Here is a 26,275-nt window from a genome sequence, read left to right as displayed (position 1 = left end):
AAAATAAGAGAGGACTCGCTTGTTTATTGCTGCAGTGTCGGAACGACTTTTTCAAAGAAGACATCGACGAGCGTCGGGTCGAACTGCTTGCCCGCCTCTTGTTGAATGATGGCAAGCGCCTCATCAATCGACTTCGCCTGCCGATAAGGACGACCTGTCACCATGACATCGAACGTGTCGGCGATCGAGATGATACGAGAAGCGAGCGGGATTTCGTATTCACTCATCCCTTTCGGGTATCCTTTCCCATCCCATCGTTCATGGTGTGCCAAGACAATCTCAGACAAGGCGACATATTCAGGAACCGTACTTAAAATGTTGTAACTGACCTCGGGATGTCGTTTGATTTCACGCCATTCGGGTTCAGTCAATGCACCTGGTTTATCTAAAATATCGTTACTAATCGCTACTTTTCCGATGTCATGCAAGATGGCGGCTGTTCGAATCTCATTCACTTCGGCGCTCGTGAAGCCCATTGCTTCCGCAAGCTTCCCAGACAAATTCGCGACACGCTGGGAGTGCGCCTCTTCACGGGGAATCTTTTCATATAGCGTCCGCATGATCAGTTGAATCGAGTGATGACGGCGACTTTGTTTCTCCGATACTTTATGGTGATACATCCGATCTTCGGCTAAATTGAAGACGTCCGTCAATCCGATGGACGTGTCGTGTTTGACCGCTTCACCGAATGAAGCAGAAATCGGGAGTCCTTCTACCGTTTGTCCGAGGAAGAGGCGGCTCAAACGATCAGACAAATGCTTCGCCTCGTCGAGTGTCGTGTTCGGCGAGATGACGACGAACTCATCTCCACCGATACGTGCCACTTCATCTTTCGCTCGCAACTCATTTCGTAAAATATTCGCCGCTTCGACGAGCAATCGGTCCCCAATCAAGTGTCCGAACGCATCGTTCGTCAACTTCAGCCCGTTAATATCGATGACAATCAGTGACAAAGGATAAAATGCATCGTCGTCATAACGTTCTAACGCTTCTTCAAAGTACCGACGGTTTTTTACCCCTGTCAGCTGGTCGTGATAGCTCAAATACTCGATTTCTTTCTCGTACTTTTTCTTCTCTGTGACGTCACCAATATATCCGTGCCAAAGGACATGACCGTCAGCAATCTTCTCTGGGCGGGATGATCCTAAAATCCAAATCGTTCGTCCGTCTTTGGCCAATACACGAAACTCCGCGTCCCATATCGTCAAGTTGCGATACGATTGATCAATCGACTGCATGACGTGAGGATAGTCATCGGGATGCATCCGTCGGAAGACGAGTCCGGCATCTGCCTGTACTTCTTCCGCAGAGATTCCTAACATGTCTTCAAAACCTCGGCTGAAAAACGGGAAATTGAAGCTACCATCCGGCAACAACTCGAATTGATAGATGGCACCCGGGATTTGGTCGGACAGTTTCGTCAACAAACGGTCCCGTTCGGCTAATTTTTCTTCCAACTGAACGCGGTCCGTCACATCTTTTGCGACGGCGTAAATATAGTTTCCTTGAAGTTTACAGTGCCATTCGATGGATCGATAGGTATCATCAATGGTTCGGAAGCGATTGACGAAGCGGAACAGTTCTCCCCGTTCTTCGAGTTCTGTGAAGGCAGCTTCTGTAATACCGTCATCGTCTGGGTGAATCAAACTCAGGAAATCCATATTTTCGAGTTCGTCAATCGAATATCCGAGCACTCGCTCCCATGTATCGTTCAAATGTAAGATTTGACGCGTATTGAGCGCCATGATGCACTCCAGGTCGAGTGTTGCAAACCCATCGAACATCGATTTTTTTGTTTCCCCGACTTGGTGATCCGCTTTGACCAATTGTTCGAGTACATGGACAAGATACAATTCGACAAGTCCAAGTCGATTCGCCCCTTTCCCTTCTTGCATCACAATCGTCAAATCTCCATATAGTACTCCGTTTTTCTCGATTTTAAAGAGAACGACCTCTCCGAGCGAGAAGATACGAAGTAAGTTTTTAACGAGCCGTTTCGGGAGCGCACCATCAATTAACGGATCAATCCCGTCAAAAACGAGTGGATTCGATTGACTGAATAGTTCCCGTCGTTGGTCGGTCATCGGCCACTTCTTCCCGACCGGATGAAACCCTAACACATCGAGGCTTCGTTCTAACATCTCGTCCATACCGGACAACGCGACCGTCGTATATGACTCCCCATCGCTTTCCATCAAATTGAGCGCGACCGCTTTCGCCCCAGTGAAATCACGAATCTGGTCAAGAAACTGTTGGTTCATCAATAAGTCGCTTCCCGTTGAAACAAAACGATGCGATACGTTCACGAGTTGCTTCAAAGCATTGTTTTCCTGTACATGTCGCGTAATGTCATGGAACATGACGGAGACAAAGCCTTTTCGTTCACTGAAAACGGACATTTCGAACCACGATTTGTTACGGCGAGAGAAGTGTTCAAATGTCACGGTACCGCCATCACTGACGACCCGTGCCACTTGAATCATCCACTCCCGCTCGCTATATTCAAAATCCTTAAGTGCCGTCGACACTTTCTGCCCGATAAAATGTTTCCGTTTTCCCTTCATCATCTTCTCGAAGGCGGCGTTCACTTCAAAGAATTCATAGTCAATCGGCTCCGAAGCGTCGTCGTAAATCACTTTAAACTCGACGTAGCCTTGGGGCATATGGCGCAACAATGTAGCGTATGAAGAATGAATGGGGTTTGTCACGTCACTTCCTCCTCAGCAATTAATCTCAACACCTAGTTTACCTCATTTGTGATTGATTCCCTATTTTTTCCGAACTCATTCCCTTCTTCTTGTTTTAAGTTTTCGTAAACTGCATACAGATTCCTTGTCACCTTCTCGCACATTTGTTAGACTGATTTCGAAAACCGATATCGGAATTCGATAACAAGGAGATGACACGTATGGAAGACCGCGTCCTGCGAAAGCTGTTCCTCGGATTCATCCACATTCATATTTTGCATCATGCCGCTGAACATCCGGTGTACGGAGCATGGATGGTGGATGAGCTAAGGGAGCACGGATATGAAATCAGTGCCGGTACGCTCTATCCAATTTTGCACGGGATGGAGAAGGATGGCCTCCTCGTTCGCGAAAACGAGACCGTCGACGGACACGTCCGCAAAAATTACGTGACGACCGAAAAAGGGCTCTCGGTGTTACAAGAAGCCCGCCAGAAAGCTTATGAGTTATTCAAAGAAATTAAGGAGTGAAGATATGACGATACAACGTGTGACGTTCAAGACGTTACTAGAGATTTTATTCGTTTCAACCCGGCTCGGTCTGACATCGTTCGGCGGACCGGTCGCCCACCTTGGCTATTTCCATGAGGAATATGTGAGACGGCGCAAATGGATGGATGAGAAGGCATACGCCGACCTTGTCGCCTTATGTCAATTCTTGCCCGGTCCCGCGAGTTCGCAAGTCGGGATCGGCATCGGCATCGTTCGTGGCGGGATATTAGGTGGGATCACCTCGTTCATCGGCTTCACGACCCCGTCGGTCATCGCCCTCATGTTATTTGCTTTGGCACTGTCTGGTCTCGACGTCTCCGATGCCGGTTGGTTGTACGGATTGAAAGTCGTCGCCGTCGCCATCGTCGCCCATGCGATTTTAGGCATGGCGAGTAAGCTCACACCTGATGCGAAGACGAAGACGATTGCCTTCTTCGCACTTGCCGGCGTATTGCTTTGGCAGACGACGTTCAGCCAAGTGCTCGTCATTCTCGTTGCTGCTGTCGCTGGGTTCTTGTTGTTCAAGCCAGATCGTCTCGATGCGAAATCAAGCACGTTCCCGATTTCAAAACGACTCGGTGCCGTCTTGCTGTCGGTATTCGGGGCACTTCTCATCATCTTGCCGATTTTACGGGAAACGTTTGAAAACCAGGCGATTGCCTTGTTCGATAGTTTTTATCGCGCCGGTGCGCTCGTCTTCGGTGGCGGACACGTCGTCTTGCCGCTCCTCGAGCGTGAACTCGTCCCTGCAGGTTTCTTGAGTGAAGAAGCGTTCCTTGCGGGATACGGTGCCGCCCAGGCCGTTCCGGGACCATTGTTCACGTTCGCTTCTTATCTCGGGACAGTCATCAATGGGATTCCGGGTGGGATTTTGGCGACGGTCGCTATTTTCTTACCGGCGTTCTTGCTCATTCTTGGGGCACTTCCGTTCTGGGATGCGCTTCGCCACAATCCGAAAGTCGCTGGAGCCTTGATCGGGGTGAACGCTGCGGTCGTCGGTATTTTGATTGCGGCATTTTATAGCCCAATCTTCACAAGTACCGTCAACGGTGCGGTCGACTTCGTCTTTGCCGCTTTCTTGTTCGTCATGATCGCCTACTGGAAATTACCACCTTGGGCACTTGTCATCGCCGGCGTCATCGGTGGAATGTTGATCAAAATGGTGTAATCACTAAGGGACATTGCGTCCCTTTTTTTGTGGATTTTTTTGCTCATTTGATTGTTAATCTTTTGAAACCATTCCCTCTCGCCCACTCGTTATACTGAAGAATGGATTCTAAAAAAAGGGAAATGTCCGCTTTGACTAGAAAGGAAGTGGGGGCATGAAACCGCTTAAACACACAACGTATATGCCCGGTCTGGACGGCTTACGCACGTTCGCCGTTTTAGCTGTGATTCTATATCATTTAAACGTACCTTACATATCCGGGGGATTCCTCGGTGTCGATGTCTTCTTCGTCCTGTCCGGTTATTTGATTACCGGCATCCTCATTCGAGAGTGGACGAAAACCGGCACGATCGACTTGAAAAGATTCTATATCGCCCGTTTCCGTCGACTGCTCCCGGCACTCGTCTTGATGTTGTCTCTCGTGATGACATACGTCACGCTCTTTGACCGCTCGTTGCTTGAGACGGTACGGCAAGATTCACTCGCTGCGCTCGCTTACGTGAACAACTGGTGGTACATCTTCCATGAAGTGTCATATTTCGAGAGCTTCGGGAAACCGTCACCGCTTCAAAACTTATGGTCCCTCTCCATCGAGGAACAGTTTTACGCGGTCTGGCCGCTCATTTTACTCGTCGGCCTCGCCTTCCGGAAACGGTTGCTTCAATTTGTCGCAGCACTCTTACTCGTCTCGGCGGCATGGATGGCGTTCCGCTACGTTCCAGAAGCGGACCCGAGCCGTGTCTACTACGGGACGGATACACGCCTGTTCGGTCTGCTCCTGGGTGCCATGCTCGCATTCGGCTGGCGGCCAGATACGTTCAAAGCGGTCATTCCAAACATAGGACGACATATTTTGAACGTGGCTGGTGCGATCTCTCTCGTCGTAATCGTCGGGATCATCGTCACGGTGAATGCGTATGACGCGTTCCTCTATTATGGGGGCTTCTTGCTCGTTGCCTTCTTGGCCGCAATCTTGATTGCCGCGGTCGCCCATCCGGCGACGATCTGGTCACGTCTATTTGGAAGCGCTTGGCTTCGTGTGATCGGCACGCGGACGTACGGGATTTATTTATGGCACTATCCGGTCATCATTTTGTCGACACCGCTCGAACGACTTGGAACGTTTTCACCGCTCCTTGCGGTCGGTCAGGTAGCACTCACGCTATTGATCGCCGAGTTGTCGTATCGCTATATCGAGACATCGATTCGTCGTAATGGGTTCATCGCCTCGTTCCGTCAACTCGTCTCGACACCGACGCACCCAAGTGCCCGTTTCGCGGCTACGGCTTGTACGACGGCACTCTCACTCGTACTCGTCGGCAACTTGACCATCTTGGCCTTCTCTGAATCGAAGCCGGTACAAGATGAGATTCCGATTGTGAAAGTACCGATGCCAAAAGAAGAGACACCTGACGTGCCGAAAGAACCTGAAACAGATGATTCGGAAGAAGCGACCACAGACGTGACGCCTCCACCAACTGAAACGCCAGAAGAAAAGAGTTGTCCACCAGCGCTTGCGATTGGTGATTCGGTCATGCTCGGGTTGAACGAGTACTTGGCAGATGCGTTTCCGAATATGACCATCGATGCTGAAATCGGACGGCAAGTCCGCGATGCCATTCCTGTCGCATCTCAGTATGCATCGTATAACGCGCCAGGACATGTCGTCTTCCTTCACCTTGGAACGAACGGGGCGTTCAAAATGGAACAACTCGACACGCTCCTCAAGCAGTTCGAGCGAGCGGACCATATTTATTTGATCAATACCCGCGTCCCTCGTCCGTGGGAGAGCGAGGTCAATGAGAAACTCGCTCGGGCAAGCGAACTTCACAAGAACGTTTCTCTCATCGATTGGCATGGTCAATCCGTCGGGAAAGAATCTTATTTTGAGAGCGACGGCGTCCACTTAAATGTGGAAGGCGCCGAAGCGTTCGGTGAGGTCTTAAATCAAGAAACCGGCTGTCAATCAAACTAGGCTCTTGCAGATGCAAGAGCCTAGTTTTTATCTTTGAATAGATAGCGGACGAGTAGTTTCACATAAGCCAATACTTCACGGATCACGTATCGCCCTTTTGCTAGTGGCGGAGTCGGTGCATATAGGGCATCGCTCTCGAGTTGGAAATAGAGCTTCGCAATGAGCCGGGCCCTCGGGACATGAAAGTCATTCGTCACGATGGTGAGCCCTGTCTCGCCTTGCCAAAACGATTGACTGTGCCGAAAGTTCTCGATTGTTGAGGTAGAGGTCGCTTCAACATGGATTCGGTGTGGATCAATGCCACGCGCCATCAGTTCCCGTTCAATCACAAGTGCCTCGGCCATGCCTTCGTCTGGCCCTTGTCCCCCAGTTGCAATGAGTTCTACAGTTGGATGCGCCTTCGCATAGTCAGCCGCGACGTCAATCCGATGTCGGAGCGCTCTCGATGGCGAGGTGCCGTTGACCTTTGCTCCAAGAATCAATACGAAGCGATAATCCCCCGTTGCGTTCGTTCTCATGTGGTCACCTACATTTCATACATTCTCTCCTAACCTTACTCTAAAGAAAGAAGCGAATGCACGCATTCAGCCCTTTTACAAATTTAAGTAAATGTATTGGGATTAATATGAAATAAGATTCCAAATATCCAAAAAATGTTTTATGATGAAGGTAATCAGATTTTTGGAAGGAGGACCGGTAACCCATGACAGATTCAGATAAATGGTTATCCACCCGCTTCTTATATACACGTGATGCACGACTGTTTGCAGAGATTGAAGTCATTGAGCTCGATCCGTCACACTATAAGTTCGTCATTCATCCGACACCACTCGGAGCCGATGAATCGTCTTATATGCGACAAGGTCCTCTCGACTCGGATCACCTTCCTTCTGCGTTCGCCGATGTGAGTCGTGTGTATGCAAGACAGCTTGATTGTTTACGTGCCGCAACCCGACTCGTTTCATCTATTGGGCCGGCCCGCTTTACCGCTCACTAAAAACGTTTAGAGTGACGTTATGTCACTTTAAGCGTTTTTTCATATCACTTTGCTGATACATAATTGTTACAGTTACAGAAGCAAATATATGGTAGAATGAGACTCGGATTAATCTAGTAACAAAGGAGTTCTCTATGCAAAACTTAAACGTTGATTCTCATAAACAGGACCCCCGCTCCAATCGAAAAAGACGCAATCATCCGAAAATCATCCTTCAACTCGTATTGATTTTATCCTTTGTCGCCTTTTTGGTCGGAGGTGCCTATTTAACGCTCTCTTCTGAGAAACGAGACGTGTCTGACATGGAAAACCGAAAGCTTGCACAAAGCCCGGATTCGCCTACATTTGCACACATCATGTCTGGTTCATATATGAAACAAACGGAGTCTTTCGTCACCGACCAAATCTTCAATCGCGACGCTTGGATCAGCTTAAACGCTTTTTTAAATAAAGATGTCTTTAAGCAAACCGTCAAAAACGGAATCTACGTGTCAGATGACGGAACGATGGAATCTCCGATGAAAGAGTCGATTGATACTGATACGCTCGTGAACGACTTGACGACGTTTACGTCCCGACTCGAAGAACGTGGCACCGAGGTGTATTTTGGACTCGCTCCGAACAAGGCTTCGATGGCGAGCGTCGAACCTCACATGCCTGACTATATGGGCAATGAAGCCCCTCGTATTTACAAAACGGTCCGTGATCAATTGACAACAGTACCCGGTCTGAACGTGATGGATTATCGAAAGTCATTGAACGAAGCACAACAGTTAAGTGACGTCTTCTTCAAGACCGACTATCACTGGAACATGAACGGGGCCTATGCGGCTTACGCACAGACGGTCAACACGATGTCGAAAAATCATCCTGAAATGGGTCTAACCTTAAAACCGAACCAGCTTCGGACGAAAACACACGAACAACCTTACTACGGTTCGTACGCACGAAGCACGACACTCCAATACGTGAAAGATGGTGACACGTTCGAATGGATGGTACCGAAAGAAGGCTTCACGCCGAGTTCGGTCTGCTTCAATCGGGCGACCCCTTGTAAACCGATCACGAGCATCATCAATAAAAAGCCGCTCAAATCGGAAGAAACGTATACGGAGATGTATTCGCTCTTCCTCCATCGGAACTGGCCAATCGTGACGATGGACCAGGAACAACCGGTCAATGACACACGGACGCTCATCTTGAAAGACTCGTATGCGAATCCGATGCTCACCTTGTTACCTGAGCATTTCGGACATGTATCGGTCATTGATGTCCGTCACTTCGACGAATCTTCCATCGAATCCTATGTGAATGAAAACGACATCGACGTCGTCTTGTTCATCCACAACGTCAACTTGAACGAGTTCGTGAACCTGTATCATGAAAAATTGAATGAACCCACATAAAAAGTCGTTCTCCATTGTGAGAACGACTTTTTCGTTAGAATCTGAAATAAATAAACGGGTTAAAGCTACTCGCGACGACATACGAAATCGCAAAGATAAAGATGGTTGCCAAGAATCCGATTCGCATAAAGCCAGCCGTGTAGTTGACCCATAGTTTTCTACTGTTTTGTTCAAGCAAGAGCACCTTCTCGCCGAACCATTTCGGAATCGGTGTCGCAGCAATCATCGCAATCGATAGAATCACCCCGTATTGAACGAAGTAGAACATCGCTTCCTGATCCCATACCGGTCCACCGTTCAAATGGAACATGGCCGACAAGTACGAAAGCGCGTATGGGAAGTTATCGGCTCGGAAGAAGACCCAACCGATGATGACGACAAATAGCGTGAACGCATGCGCAAGTGCCGCTGGGAGCGCTTTTAGCCAAGCACCGAGGAACGCTCGCTCCAACATGATGAATACGCCATAATAGGCGCCCCATGCGATAAAGGTCCAACTCGCACCGTGCCAGACACCGGTCAGTACCCAGACGACCGCTAAGTTACGATAGAGCTTCCACGCACTACCCCGATTCCCGCCGAGTGGGATGTATACGTAATCTCGGAACCAGCTACCGAGTGAGATATGCCAGCGCCGCCAAAATTCAGAGACGGACTTCGAGATGTACGGATAGTTGAAATTCTCGAGGAAGTGGAACCCAAACATCCGACCTAATCCGATGGCCATATCGGAATATCCGGAGAAGTCAAAGTAGATTTGGAGCGAATAGGCGATGATTCCAATCCAGGCGAGCCCCATCGACATGTTGTCTGTACTTTGTGAGAAAATCTGGTCTGCCACATATCCGGCATTGTTCGCGAGAAGCATCTTTTTCGCCAAACCGATGACAAACCGTTGCACCCCACTCGCAAAGTCATCCATCGTCTCTTTACGATCATTGATTTCATCTGCGACTGTCTGGTAACGCACAATCGGTCCGGCAATCAACTGCGGGAACAAGGAGATGTATAAAGCAAGGTCGAGAGGGTTCCGTTGAACTTTCCCATCCTTCCGGTATACATCAATCACATAACTCATCGCTTGAAAGGTGAAGAAAGACACACCGATCGGGAGCGGGATTTTCGGGTCGGTCAATTCGAGTCCCGTGATGGCATTCACGTTTTCGATGATAAAGCTCGTATATTTGAACACAGACAACAGCAATACGTTGGCCGCGACCATGAGTCCGACGATCCACTTCGCTTTCTTCTTGTCTTCCCGATAGCGGTCAACATAGATACCGAATAAATAGTTCATCACAATCGATGTCAGCATAACAGTTGTATAAATCGGTTCCCCCCAAGCGTAAAACAAGAGACTGGCAATCAGCAGAATCGTGTTTTTCAAAAAGCGTGGAGATACATAGTATAAGATCAAAACAATCGGTAAAAACCAAAATAAAAAAATCGTTGAACTGAAAAGCATGGATTCCCTCCTTTCTCAAAAAAAGAATAGACTGCCCCGAGGGACAGTCTATCATCAATCAACGTGTGAAACGTTCGACGATTGCGTCGACGATTCGGCGTGACGCCTCCCCGTCCCCGTAAGGGTTAGACGCTTTTGCCATACTTTCATATGCGGCTTGATCCGATAACAACTCATCGGCGAGTCCGAAAATGACTTCTTCCTCGACTCCAGCGAGTTTCAACGTTCCTGCTGCAACGCCTTCCGGACGTTCTGTCGTGTCACGAAGAACGAGAACCGGTACACCGAGTGACGGCGCTTCTTCTTGTACGCCGCCTGAATCCGTCAAGATGAGGTGCGAGCGTGATGCATAGTTGTGGAAATCAAAGACATCGAGCGGTTCAATCAAGTGAACGCGGTCTAAGTCATTTAAAATTTCACCAGCAAGTTCGCGTACGATCGGGTTCATGTGAACCGGGTACACGACTTCGATGTCATCATACTTTTCAATCAAACGACGAACCGCGCGGAACATGTTGCGCATCGGCTCTCCAAGGTTTTCACGACGGTGTGCCGTCAAGAGGACGAGACGCTTGTCTTGACCCGTGATCTCGTTGAGTAACTCACTGTCGTAGTCTTCTTGAACTGTCGTTTTCAAGGCATCGATTGCCGTATTCCCCGTTACGAAAATATCGGCTTCTTTCTTGTTCTCACGAAGCAAGTTTTCAGCTGATGTGTCCGTCGGAGCGAAATGAAGGTCTGCCATGACGCCTGTCAATTGACGGTTCATTTCTTCAGGGTAAGGTGAATACTTGTTGTATGTGCGAAGCCCTGCTTCTACGTGACCGATTGCAATCTGGTTATAGAATGCAGCGAGTGATGCCGCGAACGTCGTCGTCGTATCACCGTGAACGAGAACGATATCCGGTTTCGCTTCTTTCATGACTTCATCAAGTCCGTGAAGGACACGTGTCGTCACATCGAAGAGCGTTTGGTTTTTCTTCATCACGTCCAAATCATAGTCCGGTGTGATTTTGAAAAGTTGAAGGACTTGATCGAGCATCTCACGATGTTGAGCTGTGACGACGACAATCGGTTCGATCCCTTCACGTTGTTTGAGCTCTAACACGAGCGGGGCCATTTTGATAGCCTCAGGGCGTGTACCGAATACGGTCATAACTTTAATCATACAGATTCTCCTTTAAGCGTTTTTCGCGGCAAGATAATCGTCTCACCGACGTCATCCTGGTCCACAATCGTCGTACGTTGCGCCATCTTCTGTTGCTTGAATTCCGATTGACGCTTCGCATCCAACGTGCGGAACCATTTCAAGAATTTCATATACTCGTCTGCGACCTCATCCACGGGTCCATATTCGCGAATCTCTCCGTACTCGAGCCAGATGGCTTGTGTACAGAATTGACGCACTTGGGATACCGAGTGACTGATGAAGAAAATCGTCTTCCCTTGATCTTTGAACTCGTTCATCTTGACGAGACACCGATCGGTGAACGTTTGGTCCCCAACGGACAACGCTTCATCGATGACAAGGATATCAGGGTCGATGTTGATGGAGATAGCGAAGCCAAGACGTGACTTCATCCCGCTCGAGTACGTTTTAACCGGTTGATCGATGAAATCGCCGATATCGGCAAACTCGATAATTTCCGGGGTAATGTCTTTGATTTGCTGCTTGTTCATCCCGAGCATGAGACATTTCAGTTCAATGTTCTCCATCCCCGTCAAATTGCCGTTCAGTCCAGAGGAGATGGCAATCAATGACGGTTTGCCTCGAAGCTCGATTCGTCCGTGTGTCGGTGGAATCACGTCAGAGAGAAGGTTCGACATCGTCGATTTCCCAGAACCGTTAATCCCTAAAATCCCGACCACCTCTCCGGGCGGAACTTCGAACGTCACGTTACGAAGCGCATAAAACTGTTTCCCGTTCGCACGGTTGAACAAGACTTCTTTCAATTTGTCACTTTGCTTACGATACAACGTGTATCGCTTCGAGACATTTTCGAATTTGACTTGATAGCTCATACGTCACTGCTCCTTAAATATAGTCGATAAAGTAGCGACGGAAACGCACGTGAATCGCTGAACCAATGAGGAACGTCACGAGGGTGAAGCCCCAGAAGTAAAGACCATAAGTGAGATTTTGCATAATCCAATCCGTTCCGAGGAACATCGAGCGATAGCCTTCTACAAGGTAATAGAGCGGGTTGGCCATCAAAATCAATTCTAGTTTCCCGGACGGTTGCCAAAAAATCGGTAACAGATACAGCATCATCCGAATAATTTGTGACAGCAAATTTTGAAAATCTCGGATGATTGTGGCTAATGCGGAAGTCAACAATGCGAACGCATATAAAAACGCAAGCGCACTGATCAATAAGTACGGGAGGAACAAGATGTTCCATCCTTCACTGATCCCAAACGCCATCATTAAGATAAAGGCGATGACGACCATGGCCACGTGTCGGTATAGCTCCGACAAAATGACATAGGCCGGTATCGTACTGATTGGAAAACTCATCTTCGAGACGAGGGCAATCTTAGAAAAAACGGATCGAGATCCGCTGACAATGGCCGGTCCAAAGAAGAACCATGGCACAATCCCTGAGACGAGCCATGGTAAGAACGGGACATCCCCAACGTCTCGACCCGCACGTAAACCGAATCCGAAGACGAGCCAATAGATGGCGATTTGAATAATTGGTGTGATGATTTCCCACAAGTAGCCAAAATACTGCATCGAGTAACGACTTTTCGTTTCATAGACAGAGAGTCTCAAAATGAGATAGAGACTCCCCCAAAGTTCAATGAAAACTTGTTTCGATGCTTTGATCATATTGGGCACCTAACGGTTTAGGCCAACGTGACTTTCCCGTTGACGTAGTTGTAAAGGTTTCCGTAGTTTACAACGGCAAGGTCGCTGTCATCGGCCTTCACGATATTACGTGTGTCGAAGATCATTGGGCGACGCATCGCGCCGTTCAATTCTGCGAAGTCGAGTGCTTTGAACTCGTTGTGGTCAACGAGGACGAGGACGAGGTCCGCATCTTGGATCGCTTCTTCTTTCGAGACGAGGTCGAAATGTTTCGAAGAAGAGACTTCGACGTGTGGGTCGTGGACGGCTACGTTCATGCCGTCAGCGAGCATCAATTCGATGATGTCGACCGCTGGGCTTTCACGCATGTCGTCGACGTTTCCTTTGTACGTTACGCCGAACGCCGCGATTTTCGCATTGTCTTGTCCTGCGACGAGTTTCTTGACGTTCTCGACGACGTAAGCAGGCATCGATACGTTCGTGTCACGTGACAACTTGATGATCTTCGCGAGGTCTGGTTGCTTCGCGACGATGAAGTATGGGTCGACTGCGAGACAGTGGCCACCTACACCCGGTCCTGGGCTATGCAAGTTGACGCGTGGGTGTTTGTTTGCCATCTCGATGACGTCAAGCACGTTGATGTCGAGGGCGTTACATACTTTCGCGAGTTCGTTCGCGAGGGCGATGTTCACGTCACGGAATGTGTTTTCCATGAGTTTAGACATCTCTGCTGTTTTGGCATCCGTCTTGATGATTTCACCTTTAACGAACGTACCGTACACTTTTGCACCAGCTTCCGCACATGCTTCTGTGATTCCACCGACGATACGGTTGTTGTGAACGAGCTCATGCAAGATTTGTCCTGGGAGGACGCGCTCTGGGCAGTGTACGAGGAAGATATCTTCGCCGACTGTGAACCCAGCAGCTTCGACGAGCGGCTTCACATGGTCGTCCATCGTACGTGGCTCGATTGTTGATTCCACGATGATGACGTTTCCTTTTTCAACGTGTGGAAGCACGCGTTTCGTTGCTTCAAGAACGTATGTGAGGTCACATGATTTGTGCTCGTCGTCGTTGTTTGGTGTCGGTACCGCGATGATGAACGCGTCCGCTTTTTCTGGCTCGAGTGACGCACGGAATTTACCGTTTGCGACAACTTCTTTCACGACTTCACCAAGACCTGGCTCTTCGATGTGAATCTCGCCACGGTTCAATTTATCCACGACGGACTGATGAATGTCTACACCGAGTACGTCTACGCCATACTGGGCGAAAACGGCTGATGTAGGGAGTCCGATATATCCTAATCCGATTGTACAAACTTTCATAATTGAAATAACCTCCATAGATTAGTGACACGTGTCACCGAATGTTGCAAAACATTTCATATTGTTTAGGATTTCACCAAAAATCAAACCCATTATACTCCCGATACGAATTGAGAAGCAATTACATTTTCATGACAATACTGTATTAACGGGATGGGACCGAGTAAGATTTTACACCTAAATGATGTTCCGTGCATAATGCGACGGCACGCACATCCCCACTACTATAACAAACTTCAGGCAATATTGACCAATTCGGTAGCGACATATTCGCAAACGTCAGTCGCTCAAATTGTTCATCCGTCACATGGCTCCGCAGTTCCTGACGCGTATACGGCGCCATCAAATAGACACGGATGACGACGTCTTCGGGGAATTCGGCAATGAGTGTGCCGGCCCGCTCGAGGCGTTCGCCGATGACGATCCCCCGTTCCGCTGCATGTTGATTCAATATACTGAACGAGAAATAACGAAGCGCTGCTTCCCGTACCGACGCACGGATATACGCGCGTTGTTCAGGAGCCTTCTCATAAAATAAACTCATCATCGAGGTCTGAGCGTCGATTTTTCGCTCGATGAAGCGTCGAACCGAGGCTTCTTTCGTCGGAATGGCATCGAGCCGCTTGATGACGGAAAGACGTTGGTCGATCGAAAAATCTTGGCTGACCGCTTGGCGAGAGACAGAACGTTCTCGCACTTGGCGATAATAGATCGCATCCGTCTCGGAAGGCAATATCTTCACTTCAGGCGTATACGTGGAGAACAGCGTTGAGAAATAAACGACATCTTCCCCGCTCCTTAAGGTCGGTTCGTAACGCACTTGTTTCGCATAGACGGCCGGGACAAGTTTACACGCGTTGAGCGTCAAGAGTTGGGACATTTGCTCGTATGTCGTCTCTTGTCCCGTCAGGCGTTCGAACTCCCGGTGGAGCGGTGAAGAAAGTGCCTCGCCCGATGGACTTCGGTCCTGAATGTCGGCAATCACGATTCGATTCGGTAATGCTTGTTCGAATAGTCGCTCGACGTAAGTCGGGCTGAACGTATCATCCTCGTCCAAAAATGTCACATACTGCCGTGTCGACGCGTCAATGCCTTGATTGCGAGCGATGCTGACATTCGCCTCTTCGACTTCGAGACGGACGACGTCGACATCTCGACCAAACGACTCACTGACGGCTCGCAATGCCTCTCGGTTCGGACCGTTGAAGACGAGGACCCATTCAATCAATGAGGCATGGATCGTTTGGGCTTCTAGTGACGCAAGGCAAGCACGCAACAATTCTTCCGAATCATGTGAAGCGACGATGACACTGACGCCACGCTTGATGGAAGAACCGTCGAGCCAATTCGGGGTCGGCATCGTCTCAAAGTGACGATTGACGGTCTGGACCCATGCCTTTTTCTCCAATTGGATGTCGTTTAGCTGTTCCTCATACGTTTTCATGATGGATTCCCTTCACGCTCAATCTTAGTGATGAGCTTACCGGCGAGCGGGATCGCTTTCGCACGATCAATCACATGCTTCATCCGCTCCACTTCTTCCGTCATCGTCTTCACTTTGTTTTGCTCAGAAGCTGCCGTCTTCCGCCACTTTTCGGCGTTCGCTTGGGCTTGACGCAATTCTTTTTCGAGTTCTTTCATCTTTTGGACCGTGTTTTCTTTTCCTCGAATCTGTTTCGCGCCCTCTTCGAGCACTTCTTGTTTCAACGTTTCCATCTGGTCTGTCATCATTTGCAACTGCTCACGTAAAAAAGCATTCTCACGTTCTACATATTCAACTTGTTGACGTTCCATACTCGATGTCCTCAGCTTTCTATGTCCCATGCACCCATTCGGAGACGGACCGCATGTTGATCATTTTGGAATTTGATGGCGAGCTTCATATACTTGGCGTCCAACTCTTTCGGGACACGTTGTTGTAACGTGTTCACTCCCGTCCGAAGCGTTTGACCAAAGGCTGCCTTCTTCAAGTTTTTCTTCGCATCATATTGCATGATGTAGAGTTCGATCGGCGTGTCTTCGTCTGACAACAATTCAATCGTTCCCGACACTTGGATGAACGGTGCGTTCCCGAGCGTCGCGTCCTTTAAGAACTCACTCGATGGAGGTGAACTGAAGCTCTGGTTGAAGAGCTGGATATATCCATTCTCTCCATGTAACGGCTCGACGTCGACTTCTGCCTTGAATTGATTCTCTCTCAGACTGAACAACTCTGTGTTGAACGGGACGAAATAGTGATAGATGAACGGTTTGATCGTCACCGATCGCGGTTGGTGCGCTTCTGGAATCTCCAGTTCGACCTGTTCCGCTTCAATCGCCGTCTCTTCCAACAAATGCGACCAGTTTTGCGCCGTCCAGTCATTCCAAATGGACACGACCTGATGGTTCGGCTTGTCGCCCTTCGGCATCGCTTGGCGAACCGAGTCTTCCACATGAAGGAGCTCATGCATCCGTTCGACTTGGCTCGGCACGACCGCATCGAGCATCAACCGCCAGTTCAGTGGCGCCGGCGTGACGGTCGGTAAGAGCGGTGAATCGCTCCAGGCGAAACTCTCTTTGACCAGATGTGGAGGCGTAGGGCCGAACACTTCATCGAAGGCGACCTTCATGAGGTGACCTTGTCGTTTCAGTTCATATGGTGCTTCTAGAATATGGCGCAGCACGTCACGGTCGAACAGTGGTTGAACGAGCAACATCTCATCCATGAAACCTTGTCGTGCATACGCATGGAAGTGCTCCACTTTCAACTCGAACCACGCCGCCTCGAGACGTCCGCTCCAATCCCGGTCTTCGTACGTGTCAAACAATCGTTCCAGCATCGCCTCGACTTGTTCGCGCTCTGCTTCACCAAACCCTTCGAAGGGACGAATCGCCCGTCTCGAGAGCTGTTGTTTCGCCTCATGCTCATCCATCGTCTCTTTTAAGAAAATATGCTTACCGTAAAGCCAGTCTGAACCGTGTTTCCCGATTTCAACGTAGTCCGTATCACGTGCCCGTCCAGTCGGAATCGATTCATATGCGCTCAAGTTTCCTTCTGTCACATCGAACGACTGTGCTACCCGTTTCGATAGCGACAAGTGGAAATCTGTCACCGGCGGCTCCGCCTCGACAAGTTCGGCTTCCTCAAATAATTGGCGTGCCAGTTCTGCCTCGTTTCCATCTAATGAAGGAACGTGAAGGCGCACCGTCTTCCCTGCCTCGAGTGTAAGTTTCGTGAAGACGAGGTCAAACGCCGAACCCGCAAACGGAAGATTCACTGTTTGATAAGGCGGAATCGATTGACGTAACGCCTTGATCCATGTCGCATCAAAATCTTCACGTAACGTGTTCGTTCCCATCGGTAGGTCGTCCCATTTCTCGATGGTCACGTCCCCGTCTTTGACAGTGAGACGCTCGCCTGCTGCGAGTCGCTTCACGCCTTCGATCCGGGTGTTACGTCCAAAGACATGACCGACAAACCGCATTTGCGAGACAGCTTCAGACGACACTTCCGTTTTACCGGCCCGTTCTGCCACTTGACGGAGCGATGTACCGACGACGACAGGGTCCATCGTGTAGTAGACCGGAATGACGTTATTGAATGGGACCGATACGGTGAACGTCTCTTCGAATTGAAGGGAGATATAGTGACCGTGTGGCTCGTCACGTGTTGCGTCAAACCAGCCGATGCGTGCATCGAGCGGTTCTTTCGACAACACATGGGTCACCCCGTCACGCTCTGTCAACTCGACGTGTCGGGTAGTGGCTTCATACAAAAAATAACTCATGGGATGCTCCTCTTCTCTTTGTTTTCAAAAGAAGCAAACCCGCGATCGCGGGCTTGCTGATTATGAATGGACGGCATTCAGTTCTGCTAGTAAGAGCTCCTCTAATTTTGGAGCGAGCGTTTCAATCGCGAAATGGTGATGCGCATACGCTTTATAGGCCTCTGTCGCTTCCAAGAGACGCGCTGAGTCCCCTTTGAACGAACGGATGATGTCGACGCCTTCTAACACGTTTTCCATCAATACATCGTCCGGATAAATCGTCTCACTTCCCGTCCAATAACGGATGATCGGATACGTACCAGACGTCATCGCTTCAGCCGGTGCCAAGTGGAAGCTTTCCAAGTCACTCGTCGACAGCACGAAGCCGATTTTCGTCAACCATTCTGGAACGTCATCTCCGTGTCCATCGAAGCGGACGCTCTCTTTGAAGATCGGTTGCTCCAATCGTTCGAGCAAGCGGTCGTAGTAGGCACGCTCGTCTTCTCGTTTGTTGATCCAGTAGATATCATTTGGATGATGGCCTTTGATAAAGAGTTTGTATCGTGGGTCATCTTGTAACAACGTTTCGAGCATATCGAGCGCAAGGTCGAGACGCTTCAATTTCGGGTTGACCCCGATCATCCCTAAGTGGAACGTCAAGTCTTCCGTCTCTTTCGGTTGGACGAGACGCTTCCCGTCGACCGCGTTATAAATCATCGTCATCTTGTGACGCGGGATGCGGAAGAGTCGATACATCTCCTCAAGCATATACGGCGACACCAAAATGATGCGGTCGATGTTATGAAGGTTGTATTCACGTGGGAACGGTGTTTCCTTCTCTTGACGGTGGATGCGGACGATCATCGTCTGGTGCGGCTTCTTATGATGCGAATACCAGACGGCGTTCCCGAGACCCCATTCACAGAAGATGATGTCTGCTTGCTCGAGACATGCCTTACTGTGATTCACGTCATGAATCTTATGTCCTTCCCATTGGTCAATCAAGACGTTGAAGCGCGGGTTGTTCTGGAAGTAGTCCATGAACAGGCGCAAGAACTTGAAGTCATGACCGGCGAAGAGAAGATTGATCTTTTTCATCGACCAAAGCTCGCCACGCAGACGGGCATACGTGTTGCTGAACGTGTAATACTGCGACATCTCATAGAGCCGTTTCGCCGCGTCAGCGTACACCTCTTCGTCCGTGAGCGCGAGGCGCGCCTTCTCGATGAATGCTTCTTCCGAGTTGACGAAGAGCGGATAGTCTTCCCCGAGAATGAGTTCGTGCATCGGGTTGCGGTTCAAGAGGACCGGTTTACCGAGCGAACCGTATTCGAGTAATTTCGTCGAAAGCTCAAGACTCGCGTCGAGTTCAGGGTGACGCCAGGATACACCGATCGCACTACGGTCGATCAGCGTCTCGACGTCCGCTCGCGGAATGCCTTTCAACCAATGGATACCCTCTTCTGATTTCAGACGCGCTAACGTCTCTTGTTTGAAGTTCGGGTTGTTCGGGTCTTGGTTGAACTTGTCGCCCGCAATATGAAGCTCGGCCGGATACGTCTCGCGTAACTTCGCGAATGCGTCTAAAATCTCGGTCGTGTACCAAAGCGGCGCGAACTTCCCTGTATAGACGAGGCGGTCGTTCGGTTTCGTGAACGTCGGCTGCGTCCCTTTCCCGTTCGGAATCATCGGATTCAGAATCAAGAACGGGCGGTCCGTCGGCAAGAACGACTCGAAGTACGTCTTCATCGCCTCGGTTTGACAAAGCATACGAGCCGAACGCGACGCAATCTGACGAAGGCGTGCGAGTTCTTCTTCCGATGCTTGTGTATGGTCGTGCGTGAAGTCCGTGATATATGTCCACGTCTTCGCCATCGTCTGTTCATATTGAGACAGATCGTACGCCAACTGGAATCCACGGACGAACGCCAAGTCATAGCCGTCTTTTGTCATCAACTCATCGATGACTTGTGCCGCCTCATCCGCTTGAAGGACGCCACGTTCATGATAAGGCGTTCCTTTCTTCGGTGAGTTCGCTCCGAACAAGTCGATGAAGCGAACGTTCGGCAACTCTCTGATGCCCGCCGTGACTTCTGGTTTGGTGATTGAGCGTTTGAGGAGGACATCGACGTGAATCGATGGGTCCTGCTTCAACATCGAGACGACGGAAGTCAGCCAGATGGCCGACCCGTCAATCAAGTTTAAGTTGACATCCCCATAAACGAGGACGCGAAGTGGTGTCGTCATAATTGTACCTCCTGAGCGACTGCTGTCGGCATCTCGCTCCCTGCTTTTACATATTGATACGGGTCTGTACTAAAGATTCGTTCACCGGATTGAGCCAACTCTTTTAACGTCGCGTCTGTCGCGAGAACGTCAAGCGCTTCCCGGACGCTATAGAAGCGGAGAACGTCCGGCTTCATGATCGAACGTGAAGGCGTCGCGTCGAACACATAGCGATATGTGCCATCCGAATCGACCTTCTCGAGCGTATCGTTCCAAGTGAAGTAGTCCTCTTTCGTCAAAATATTCGCTTCCGCATAGCACGTCGCCAACATGTAGTCAGAGATGTAAGAAGGACCATAGTAATCCGCCGTCTGGATGTAGGCCATCCAATCAAAGCCGTCCATGATTTCAGACAAGGCGTTGTACTGCGGCAAATAGCTGAGCATGAATGTCGAGATATCCTCGGTGTTGTATGTTTCGTATACGTCTAAATGTCCTTCGAACTTGTCGAGGAAGACGACGAGATGTTTGTGCTCATAGTCCTGTGCACGGAACGTGTCGACGACACGGTTCATCTCTCCTGTCGAGCGGACGAATGCGACGAGCGCGACTTTCGGATGGTCGACGCGATACGGGAGACCGATCGTGCTGACGACTTGTGCGAGACGTTGCGTGTACGTGTGGTTCTTGAGCACGTGACGCATGCCACCCATCGCTACGTCCTCATAGAACGCATCGTCAGTGAGCAGTTTACGGAATGTCTCTTCGAGCATCTCATCGCCCTCATCGAGGAAGACATAATCGCCGAGCATCTGTTTAACACCGACCGAACGCGTACTGACGACCGGTGTCGCACACGCGAGTCCTTCAAAGACACGGCGTGAGAACATCGTCGGTGAATCGTTGACCGAGTTGACGTTCAGCATGACTTTGAAGCCTTTATACGCTTTGGCGATTTGATTATATTTCAAGCTACCGCGGATTGATTGACGGAACTGTTCAGGGAACTGAAGCTGGTCCGTCTCGCCGCGCTGGTTCATCTCGTAGTTACGGTCATAGATGACGAGACCGTACTTGTCAGCAGCTGCGAACAAACGATCCATGTCGATTCGACGCGACTCGTGACGGTTGGCATAATAAGAGCCTGCGAAACAAGCGTACGGTTCACGTGTTCCCGGAAGGCGGATCGGGTTATGCTCTTTCGGCTGTGCCGCAAACGGCAATGCGCCGACACGATCATGCCCACAGTCACGCTTATAGTTCTCGAGAATGTTCGCATCCGTCGTATAGACGAAGTCAAAGCGTTTCGCCGTCTCGATGAAGCGATCGTAGTGAATCGGATCCTCTTTGTTCCAGAAGACGGTCGGGACGTTGTTCAGACGGCACCAGTCAAGGAGTGCATCGAGGTCTTCCCACGTGTTCGTCCCATACTTGACGATCTTCTTCTCCCACGTCTTGTCGTTCCCTTTCCAAGCGGATTCGACCATGAGGAAGTCAGGCTGGCGGTCAGCCAAGACGGCTGGCCAATCGTCTGGTGAGAAGGTGATCAACTCACACTCCGGACGATACGATGCCGTCGTGAACTCATCGAAGATGGCCGCGACTTTCATCTCATGCAACTCACGTGGTGTCGTCTCAAATAGACGTGCCTCACGCGGATCCACCCATTCCGGTACTTGTGTACGGTCGGTGATAATCTCTTCACTGACGCGGATGCCTGTGACGAGTGTCTCACCTTGTCCATCCACACGAAGGGCGAAACGGAGGTAGCGGACATCTTTTCCGAACTCGAAAATCTTCTCACTACCGAGCTGGACTTGTTGCATCGACAATCGTTCCGTCAGCGAGTACGAAATGATATAAAGGACGACGCCTGTGTTCGCACCGAGCTCGCCATCGACTGTGACGCGATAGCGATGGTTCGGTCGGACCGTATACGGATTCTCTTTCGGGAGAACCGTGAAGCGGTTATTCGTCTCCATATAAGAAACATAACGGCGCACGTCCGGCTCGATGTCCAAGACGAGACGAAGACCGTTCGGATCTTGTTTCAATTTAATCGACTCCGGTGTCGGAATCGTCCAATATGTCGGATCTAAATCGAACTGCTCCGTACGACGGACGCTGTTCTCACGGATGACACCAAGCTTAAGGTCTGAGATTGCCCCATCGCCGTAGAAGCGGATGAAGTAACGGACCGACTCATGGCTAGGTGTCAGGCTCAAGACGTTACTGAAGCCGAGTGGCACTTCAATCAGTTGATCGCGCTCACCGTGTGCATACGTCGCCACAAACAATGTCGCTTTCGCCGTTTGAGACGCATCTCCTTTTAAATAGAAGCGATAGACATAGTCGTCCATATCGGCAAGCGAGAAGTCGATCCCGCGCTTCGTATCCACGTGTGGAAGAGCCGCTTCTTGCACACCGTAATGCTCGTACTGGTTTCCTTGACCTGTTACCGTGATGACATCGTCTGAAAAGTCGACGATGCGTCCGACAGGAGAAATCAATTCAAGCGTGGAGGCATCGAGCTCAATCATCGCGTCAAAGTCGGCATCGGCAACGGCACTGCCCATCCCTTCCACGTTCCATAGCGGTTGGCCATCGACGAGGAGTGATTGGATGAGGGCACGACCTTTCCCTTGCGTTTGGATGACGAAGCGTGTCTTCGTCTCGTTCTCACGAAGAGCGACCGTCGTGCGGACACCGTCACTTACACGAACGACACGTGTCCGTTCTTCATCGTTATACAACATCACGAGTAGCGTGACTTCGATGTCACCACTCTTTTCAACGTTCAAGCTCGCGTCAAATTCACGAATCGACGGATTGAGCTGGAACGAATCCGGGCCAGGGACGCCACGGAACGACGAGGCGCGTTCGCCATACGTCAAAAATTGCTTCTCAGCCATCGTTGAAACGAGCGCTGCACCATCGAGTTCGTAGTTTGCAGATGTACGTGCGTACCAAGATGGGACGACCTCGACGAACTGTCTCGTCTGGACTTGCGTCTGTGTCCCTTTCATCAACCGACGACCGATGCGTTTGCCGCGCTGCATGCCTAGATAGACACCGCGTTTCACTTTTCGTTTCCAACTCATGGGGGTTCCTCCAAATTCATTATGGCATCGTTTTCTCTTTAGCCGATGCCCTGTTATTTGAAACATCACGTTTCGACACCCATTGATTATAGCAAACGCTCAATTCAAAAGGCAAAATCAACTGAATGACAAATCGAATACAAAGAAGACATATGTTCAGAATGCTTCGATTTTGATGAATTCACTGGAACTAACCTACTTTACAAACAAAAGAAGTTTCTTTTGAAATTCCCTTCGGCACACCGCTTTCCTGGGGCGGTCAGCGAGCCGCATCGCTTTCAGCTGATGGGTCTCGCCTTGCCCGCTTTCCCCAAGGAGTCGGTGTGCCGTCGGTCATTTTCAGTCGATCATCGTCATACACCAAAATGAAATATAAAATCGCCCTCCATTTTCACTGAAAAATAGTATTGTGAGCTATTCGGTAAATACTTATCCGCAGATTCCTAGCAACCATACGTGACACTTCTTCGGAACTGATTGTGGAAAGAATGAGTAAAAATAGCTTTTCACTCAAAAAAACAGGACACCCGATAAGGATGCCCCGCCTAAAAAATCTTATTTTGCGACGTCGACGATACGACCTTCAACCGTTGGTGTGATCTCACCAAGGTCGAGCATGTGATCGCGGAGGTTTTCCCAGTCGCTAAGACCGAGGTCCGTTACACGTGCATCTTTGAATGCCGCTTCGAACTCGACATAGTTGTCGCCGCCCGTTGCTGTGTAGTAGTTCGTCGCAACTTTGTACATACCGTTCGGATCGATCGCAACATCAGTCGTTCCGTTGTTGTATGTCACTTTCACGATACGCTCGTTCGCTGGCTTCGAGCTGTCGAACTCGACTTTCAATCCTGATACTTGGAGGAAGCCGCCGCTCTCACGTGGGTAAACGCTCACGCTGCGCTCAAGTGCCGCGAGCAATTCAGAACCTTTTAGGTTCATGACAGCAAGCGTGTTACCGAACGGAAGGACTGTAATGACTTCACCTGTCGTGACAGGACCTGCATCGATGCTCGAACGAATACCGCCTGAGTTTTGAACTGCCGCGATGATGTCTGCATCGTAGTCTTTCGCTTTCGCGAGCATGCCGTCTGCAATCAAGTTACCAAGAGCCGTCTCTTGCTTACGTACACTTGTTGCTGCGATGTCGCCTTCGTCACGTGGGTTTTCAAGTGCCGCTGTCAACGTGACACCGATTGGGTCGTTGCTGATCTTGTCGACATCTTCTTTAAATGGTGCGAGAAGTGAGACCGCACGAGCGTCTGGCTCGAGCGTTTTCACGTCGATCAACTTACCAGCATGCGAAACGATTTTTCCGTCTTTGTCGAACTCGACGTCAAGCGTACCGAGGAACTCACTGTACTGGAAGGCTTGAACGATGAGTGTCGGCTCTGTTTTATTTTCTGAGATGACAACAGGTGCGCTCAAGCGTGAATGCGTGTGCCCACCGATGATGACATCGATGCCGTCAACATGTTCAGCAAGAAGCAAGTCGTTGTCGACTGTCGGGTTGTCGTTGTAACCAAGGTGTGAGACCGCGACGATTTGATGAATCCCCATGTCTTCGAACGCCTTGACCGCTTTCTTCGCCTCATCGATATAGTTTTGGAACTTGATTGGACCCGGGCTAGCGATGTCAGCCGTTTCTTCTGTCGTCAAACCGAAGAATCCGACTTTCTTCCCGTCAACCACTTTGATGACACCTTCATAGAGACGACCATTGTAAGCCTTCTCTGTCGTTTCATCGCGGTACAAGTTCTTCATGTATTGGTCGCCAGAATAATCGACGTTCGAGCTGACGAACGGGAAGTTCGCATAACGAACGAATTGTGACAACTCTTTATGTCCTTCTTCAGTTCCGAGGTCGAACTCGTGGTTACCTGGTACCATCAAGTCATACTTCATGTAGTTCATCAACTTGAGGTCAGCTTGTCCTTTGAACTCGTTGAAGTAAAGCGAACCAGAGAAGACGTCTCCCGCATCGATCAACAAGCTATCTGGTTTTTCAGCACGAACTTGTTTGACAGCTGTCGCACGGTTCGGAGCGTATTTGAGCGCCGCGTGCGTATCGTTCGTGTGCATGATTGAGAGGTCGTATCCTTCTACTTTATAAGGAACGTCAAGTGTCACAGTGCGGCCTTTATGCGTGTAAGAAGCCGTCGCCACGAACTCACCAATCTTGTCTGTCGAAAGGTTCGTCCACTTCACCGGTTGACGGAGGACACGGTCGACGAATTGGATTTGAAGCGTGTTCAACTGGCCAGTCAATTGCTCACCGTGTTTGAACGTCCAGTCCCCTTTTGGAGGAATGATTGCTTTCGGATAGTTAATGACGCGTACTTTTTTCTCGAAGTACTGATTCTTCCATTTAATGTATCCTTTAGCAACTTGATATGTACCGAGTTTGTCCATGTCGACTGTCGATTTGTACCAATAGATTTTGTTACCTTGATACGTTTTGTCGAGCGCTGCGTCAAGATCCCCGTCTGTGACGAACGCCGCCTTCAACTTGATTGTCTTTTTGGCCGGAGCCGCTTCTGTTACGACAGCCGGGGCAATCACCGATGCCGTGAGCGTTGCTGCGAGCATTCCTTGATAGAACTTGCGTGTTTTTGAGTTCAACATGCAGATATTCCTCCTTTGAGTATGTATGAGTCGACCGTACCGAAGTCACACCCTCGATTTTGACCTCCACTGACAGATGTCTGACATCAAGCCAATGGAAGCGATTACAAAACCTGTATAGACTTCATCTTTAAAGATACGCAATCTCACAAAATAACACAATTACTTTTCTGTAAATATTTCGTTATTTC

General features: G+C 49.7%; 17 protein-coding genes and 1 pseudogene. 5 read left to right on the top strand and 13 right to left on the bottom strand.

Annotated elements, in window-relative coordinates; all coding sequences use genetic code 11:
- Positions 1-23: 23 nt before the first annotated feature.
- Entirely contained in the window at positions 24-2,708 is a 2,685-nt protein-coding gene (locus tag ACQKD4_RS02625; protein WP_427372395.1) for a sensor domain-containing diguanylate cyclase/phosphohydrolase, read from the bottom strand.
- 200 nt (positions 2,709-2,908) lie between these two features.
- On the opposite strand from ACQKD4_RS02625, the gene ACQKD4_RS02620 reads away from it, so the two are divergent.
- The 3 genes from ACQKD4_RS02620 (at position 2,909) to ACQKD4_RS02610 (ending at position 6,381) form a co-directional block, all read left to right on the top strand.
- Complete coding sequence (locus ACQKD4_RS02620) at positions 2,909-3,217, top strand: PadR family transcriptional regulator (RefSeq protein WP_074036378.1); 309 nt, start codon at positions 2,909-2,911, stop codon at positions 3,215-3,217.
- Positions 3,218-3,221: 4 nt separating this feature from the next.
- Complete coding sequence (gene chrA, locus ACQKD4_RS02615) at positions 3,222-4,406, top strand: chromate efflux transporter (protein WP_427372394.1); 1,185 nt, start codon at positions 3,222-3,224, stop codon at positions 4,404-4,406.
- Positions 4,407-4,560: 154 nt separating this feature from the next.
- On the top strand, positions 4,561-6,381 hold the full coding sequence (locus tag ACQKD4_RS02610) for an acyltransferase family protein (RefSeq protein WP_427372393.1): 1,821 nt from the start codon (positions 4,561-4,563) through the stop codon (positions 6,379-6,381).
- A 20-nt stretch (positions 6,382-6,401) separates the two neighbouring features.
- Here the strand turns inward: ACQKD4_RS02610 and ACQKD4_RS02605 are convergent, their stop codons facing one another.
- The gene (locus tag ACQKD4_RS02605; protein WP_427372392.1) at positions 6,402-6,899 is read right to left on the bottom strand and encodes a YdcF family protein; all 498 of its coding nucleotides are present in this window, start codon (positions 6,897-6,899) and stop codon (positions 6,402-6,404) included.
- A 185-nt stretch (positions 6,900-7,084) separates the two neighbouring features.
- Between ACQKD4_RS02605 and ACQKD4_RS02600 the strand changes: the two genes are divergently transcribed.
- Both ACQKD4_RS02600 and ACQKD4_RS02595 read left to right on the top strand, forming a co-directional pair.
- Positions 7,085-7,378 (top strand): hypothetical protein, encoded by a 294-nt coding sequence (locus ACQKD4_RS02600; protein ID WP_074036371.1) that lies wholly within the window; start codon positions 7,085-7,087, stop codon positions 7,376-7,378.
- A gap of 134 nt (positions 7,379-7,512) precedes the next feature.
- Positions 7,513-8,784 carry a DHHW family protein gene (locus tag ACQKD4_RS02595; RefSeq protein ID WP_427372391.1) on the top strand — a complete coding sequence of 424 codons (1,272 nt, stop codon included), beginning with the start codon at positions 7,513-7,515 and terminating at the stop codon, positions 8,782-8,784.
- Between the two features lie 34 nt (positions 8,785-8,818).
- On the opposite strand, the gene ACQKD4_RS02590 is transcribed toward ACQKD4_RS02595, so the two are convergent.
- From ACQKD4_RS02590 to ACQKD4_RS02540, 11 genes and pseudogenes are all read right to left on the bottom strand, one after another.
- Positions 8,819-10,249: an MBOAT family O-acyltransferase gene (locus tag ACQKD4_RS02590; RefSeq protein WP_427372390.1), complete on the bottom strand. Its 1,431-nt coding sequence runs from the start codon at positions 10,247-10,249 to the stop codon at positions 8,819-8,821.
- A 58-nt stretch (positions 10,250-10,307) separates the two neighbouring features.
- Complete coding sequence (wecB, locus tag ACQKD4_RS02585) at positions 10,308-11,417, bottom strand: non-hydrolyzing UDP-N-acetylglucosamine 2-epimerase (protein WP_214874749.1); 1,110 nt, start codon at positions 11,415-11,417, stop codon at positions 10,308-10,310.
- Between the two features lie 80 nt (positions 11,418-11,497).
- Positions 11,498-12,271, bottom strand: a pseudogene (tagH, locus tag ACQKD4_RS02580) (teichoic acids export ABC transporter ATP-binding subunit TagH); the annotation flags it as partial.
- A gap of 13 nt (positions 12,272-12,284) precedes the next feature.
- Positions 12,285-13,082, bottom strand: a complete 798-nt coding sequence (locus tag ACQKD4_RS02575) for an ABC transporter permease (protein ID WP_427372389.1) — start codon at positions 13,080-13,082, stop codon at positions 12,285-12,287.
- 17 nt (positions 13,083-13,099) lie between these two features.
- Entirely contained in the window at positions 13,100-14,389 is a 1,290-nt protein-coding gene (locus tag ACQKD4_RS02570; RefSeq protein WP_074036359.1) for a nucleotide sugar dehydrogenase, read from the bottom strand.
- Positions 14,390-14,534: 145 nt separating this feature from the next.
- A complete protein-coding gene (locus ACQKD4_RS02565) occupies positions 14,535-15,833 on the bottom strand; it encodes a glycosyltransferase family 2 protein (protein ID WP_427372388.1) in 1,299 nt (432 codons plus the stop codon).
- Positions 15,830-16,183: a hypothetical protein gene (locus tag ACQKD4_RS02560; protein WP_214761556.1), complete on the bottom strand. Its 354-nt coding sequence runs from the start codon at positions 16,181-16,183 to the stop codon at positions 15,830-15,832. The genes ACQKD4_RS02565 and ACQKD4_RS02560 overlap by 4 nt, the downstream gene beginning before the upstream one ends.
- 11 nt (positions 16,184-16,194) lie before the next feature.
- Positions 16,195-18,156 (bottom strand): hypothetical protein, encoded by a 1,962-nt coding sequence (locus ACQKD4_RS02555; RefSeq protein WP_427372387.1) that lies wholly within the window; start codon positions 18,154-18,156, stop codon positions 16,195-16,197.
- A gap of 60 nt (positions 18,157-18,216) precedes the next feature.
- Positions 18,217-20,382, bottom strand: coding sequence for a glycosyltransferase (locus ACQKD4_RS02550; protein ID WP_427372386.1), 2,166 nt, complete (start codon positions 20,380-20,382; stop codon positions 18,217-18,219).
- Positions 20,379-23,462, bottom strand: a complete 3,084-nt coding sequence (locus tag ACQKD4_RS02545; protein WP_427372385.1) for a CgeB family protein — start codon at positions 23,460-23,462, stop codon at positions 20,379-20,381. Before ACQKD4_RS02545 ends, ACQKD4_RS02550 begins: the two co-directional genes overlap by 4 nt.
- 555 nt (positions 23,463-24,017) lie before the next feature.
- Complete coding sequence (locus ACQKD4_RS02540) at positions 24,018-26,084, bottom strand: bifunctional metallophosphatase/5'-nucleotidase (protein ID WP_427372384.1); 2,067 nt, start codon at positions 26,082-26,084, stop codon at positions 24,018-24,020.
- Positions 26,085-26,275: the final 191 nt, after the last annotated feature.

It is taken from the genome of Exiguobacterium sp. NPDC077395 (assembly GCF_050269125.1).
GTDB classification, from domain to species: domain Bacteria; phylum Bacillota; class Bacilli; order Exiguobacteriales; family Exiguobacteriaceae; genus Exiguobacterium; species Exiguobacterium aestuarii_A.
This window is presented reverse-complemented; position numbering and strand designations above follow the sequence as displayed.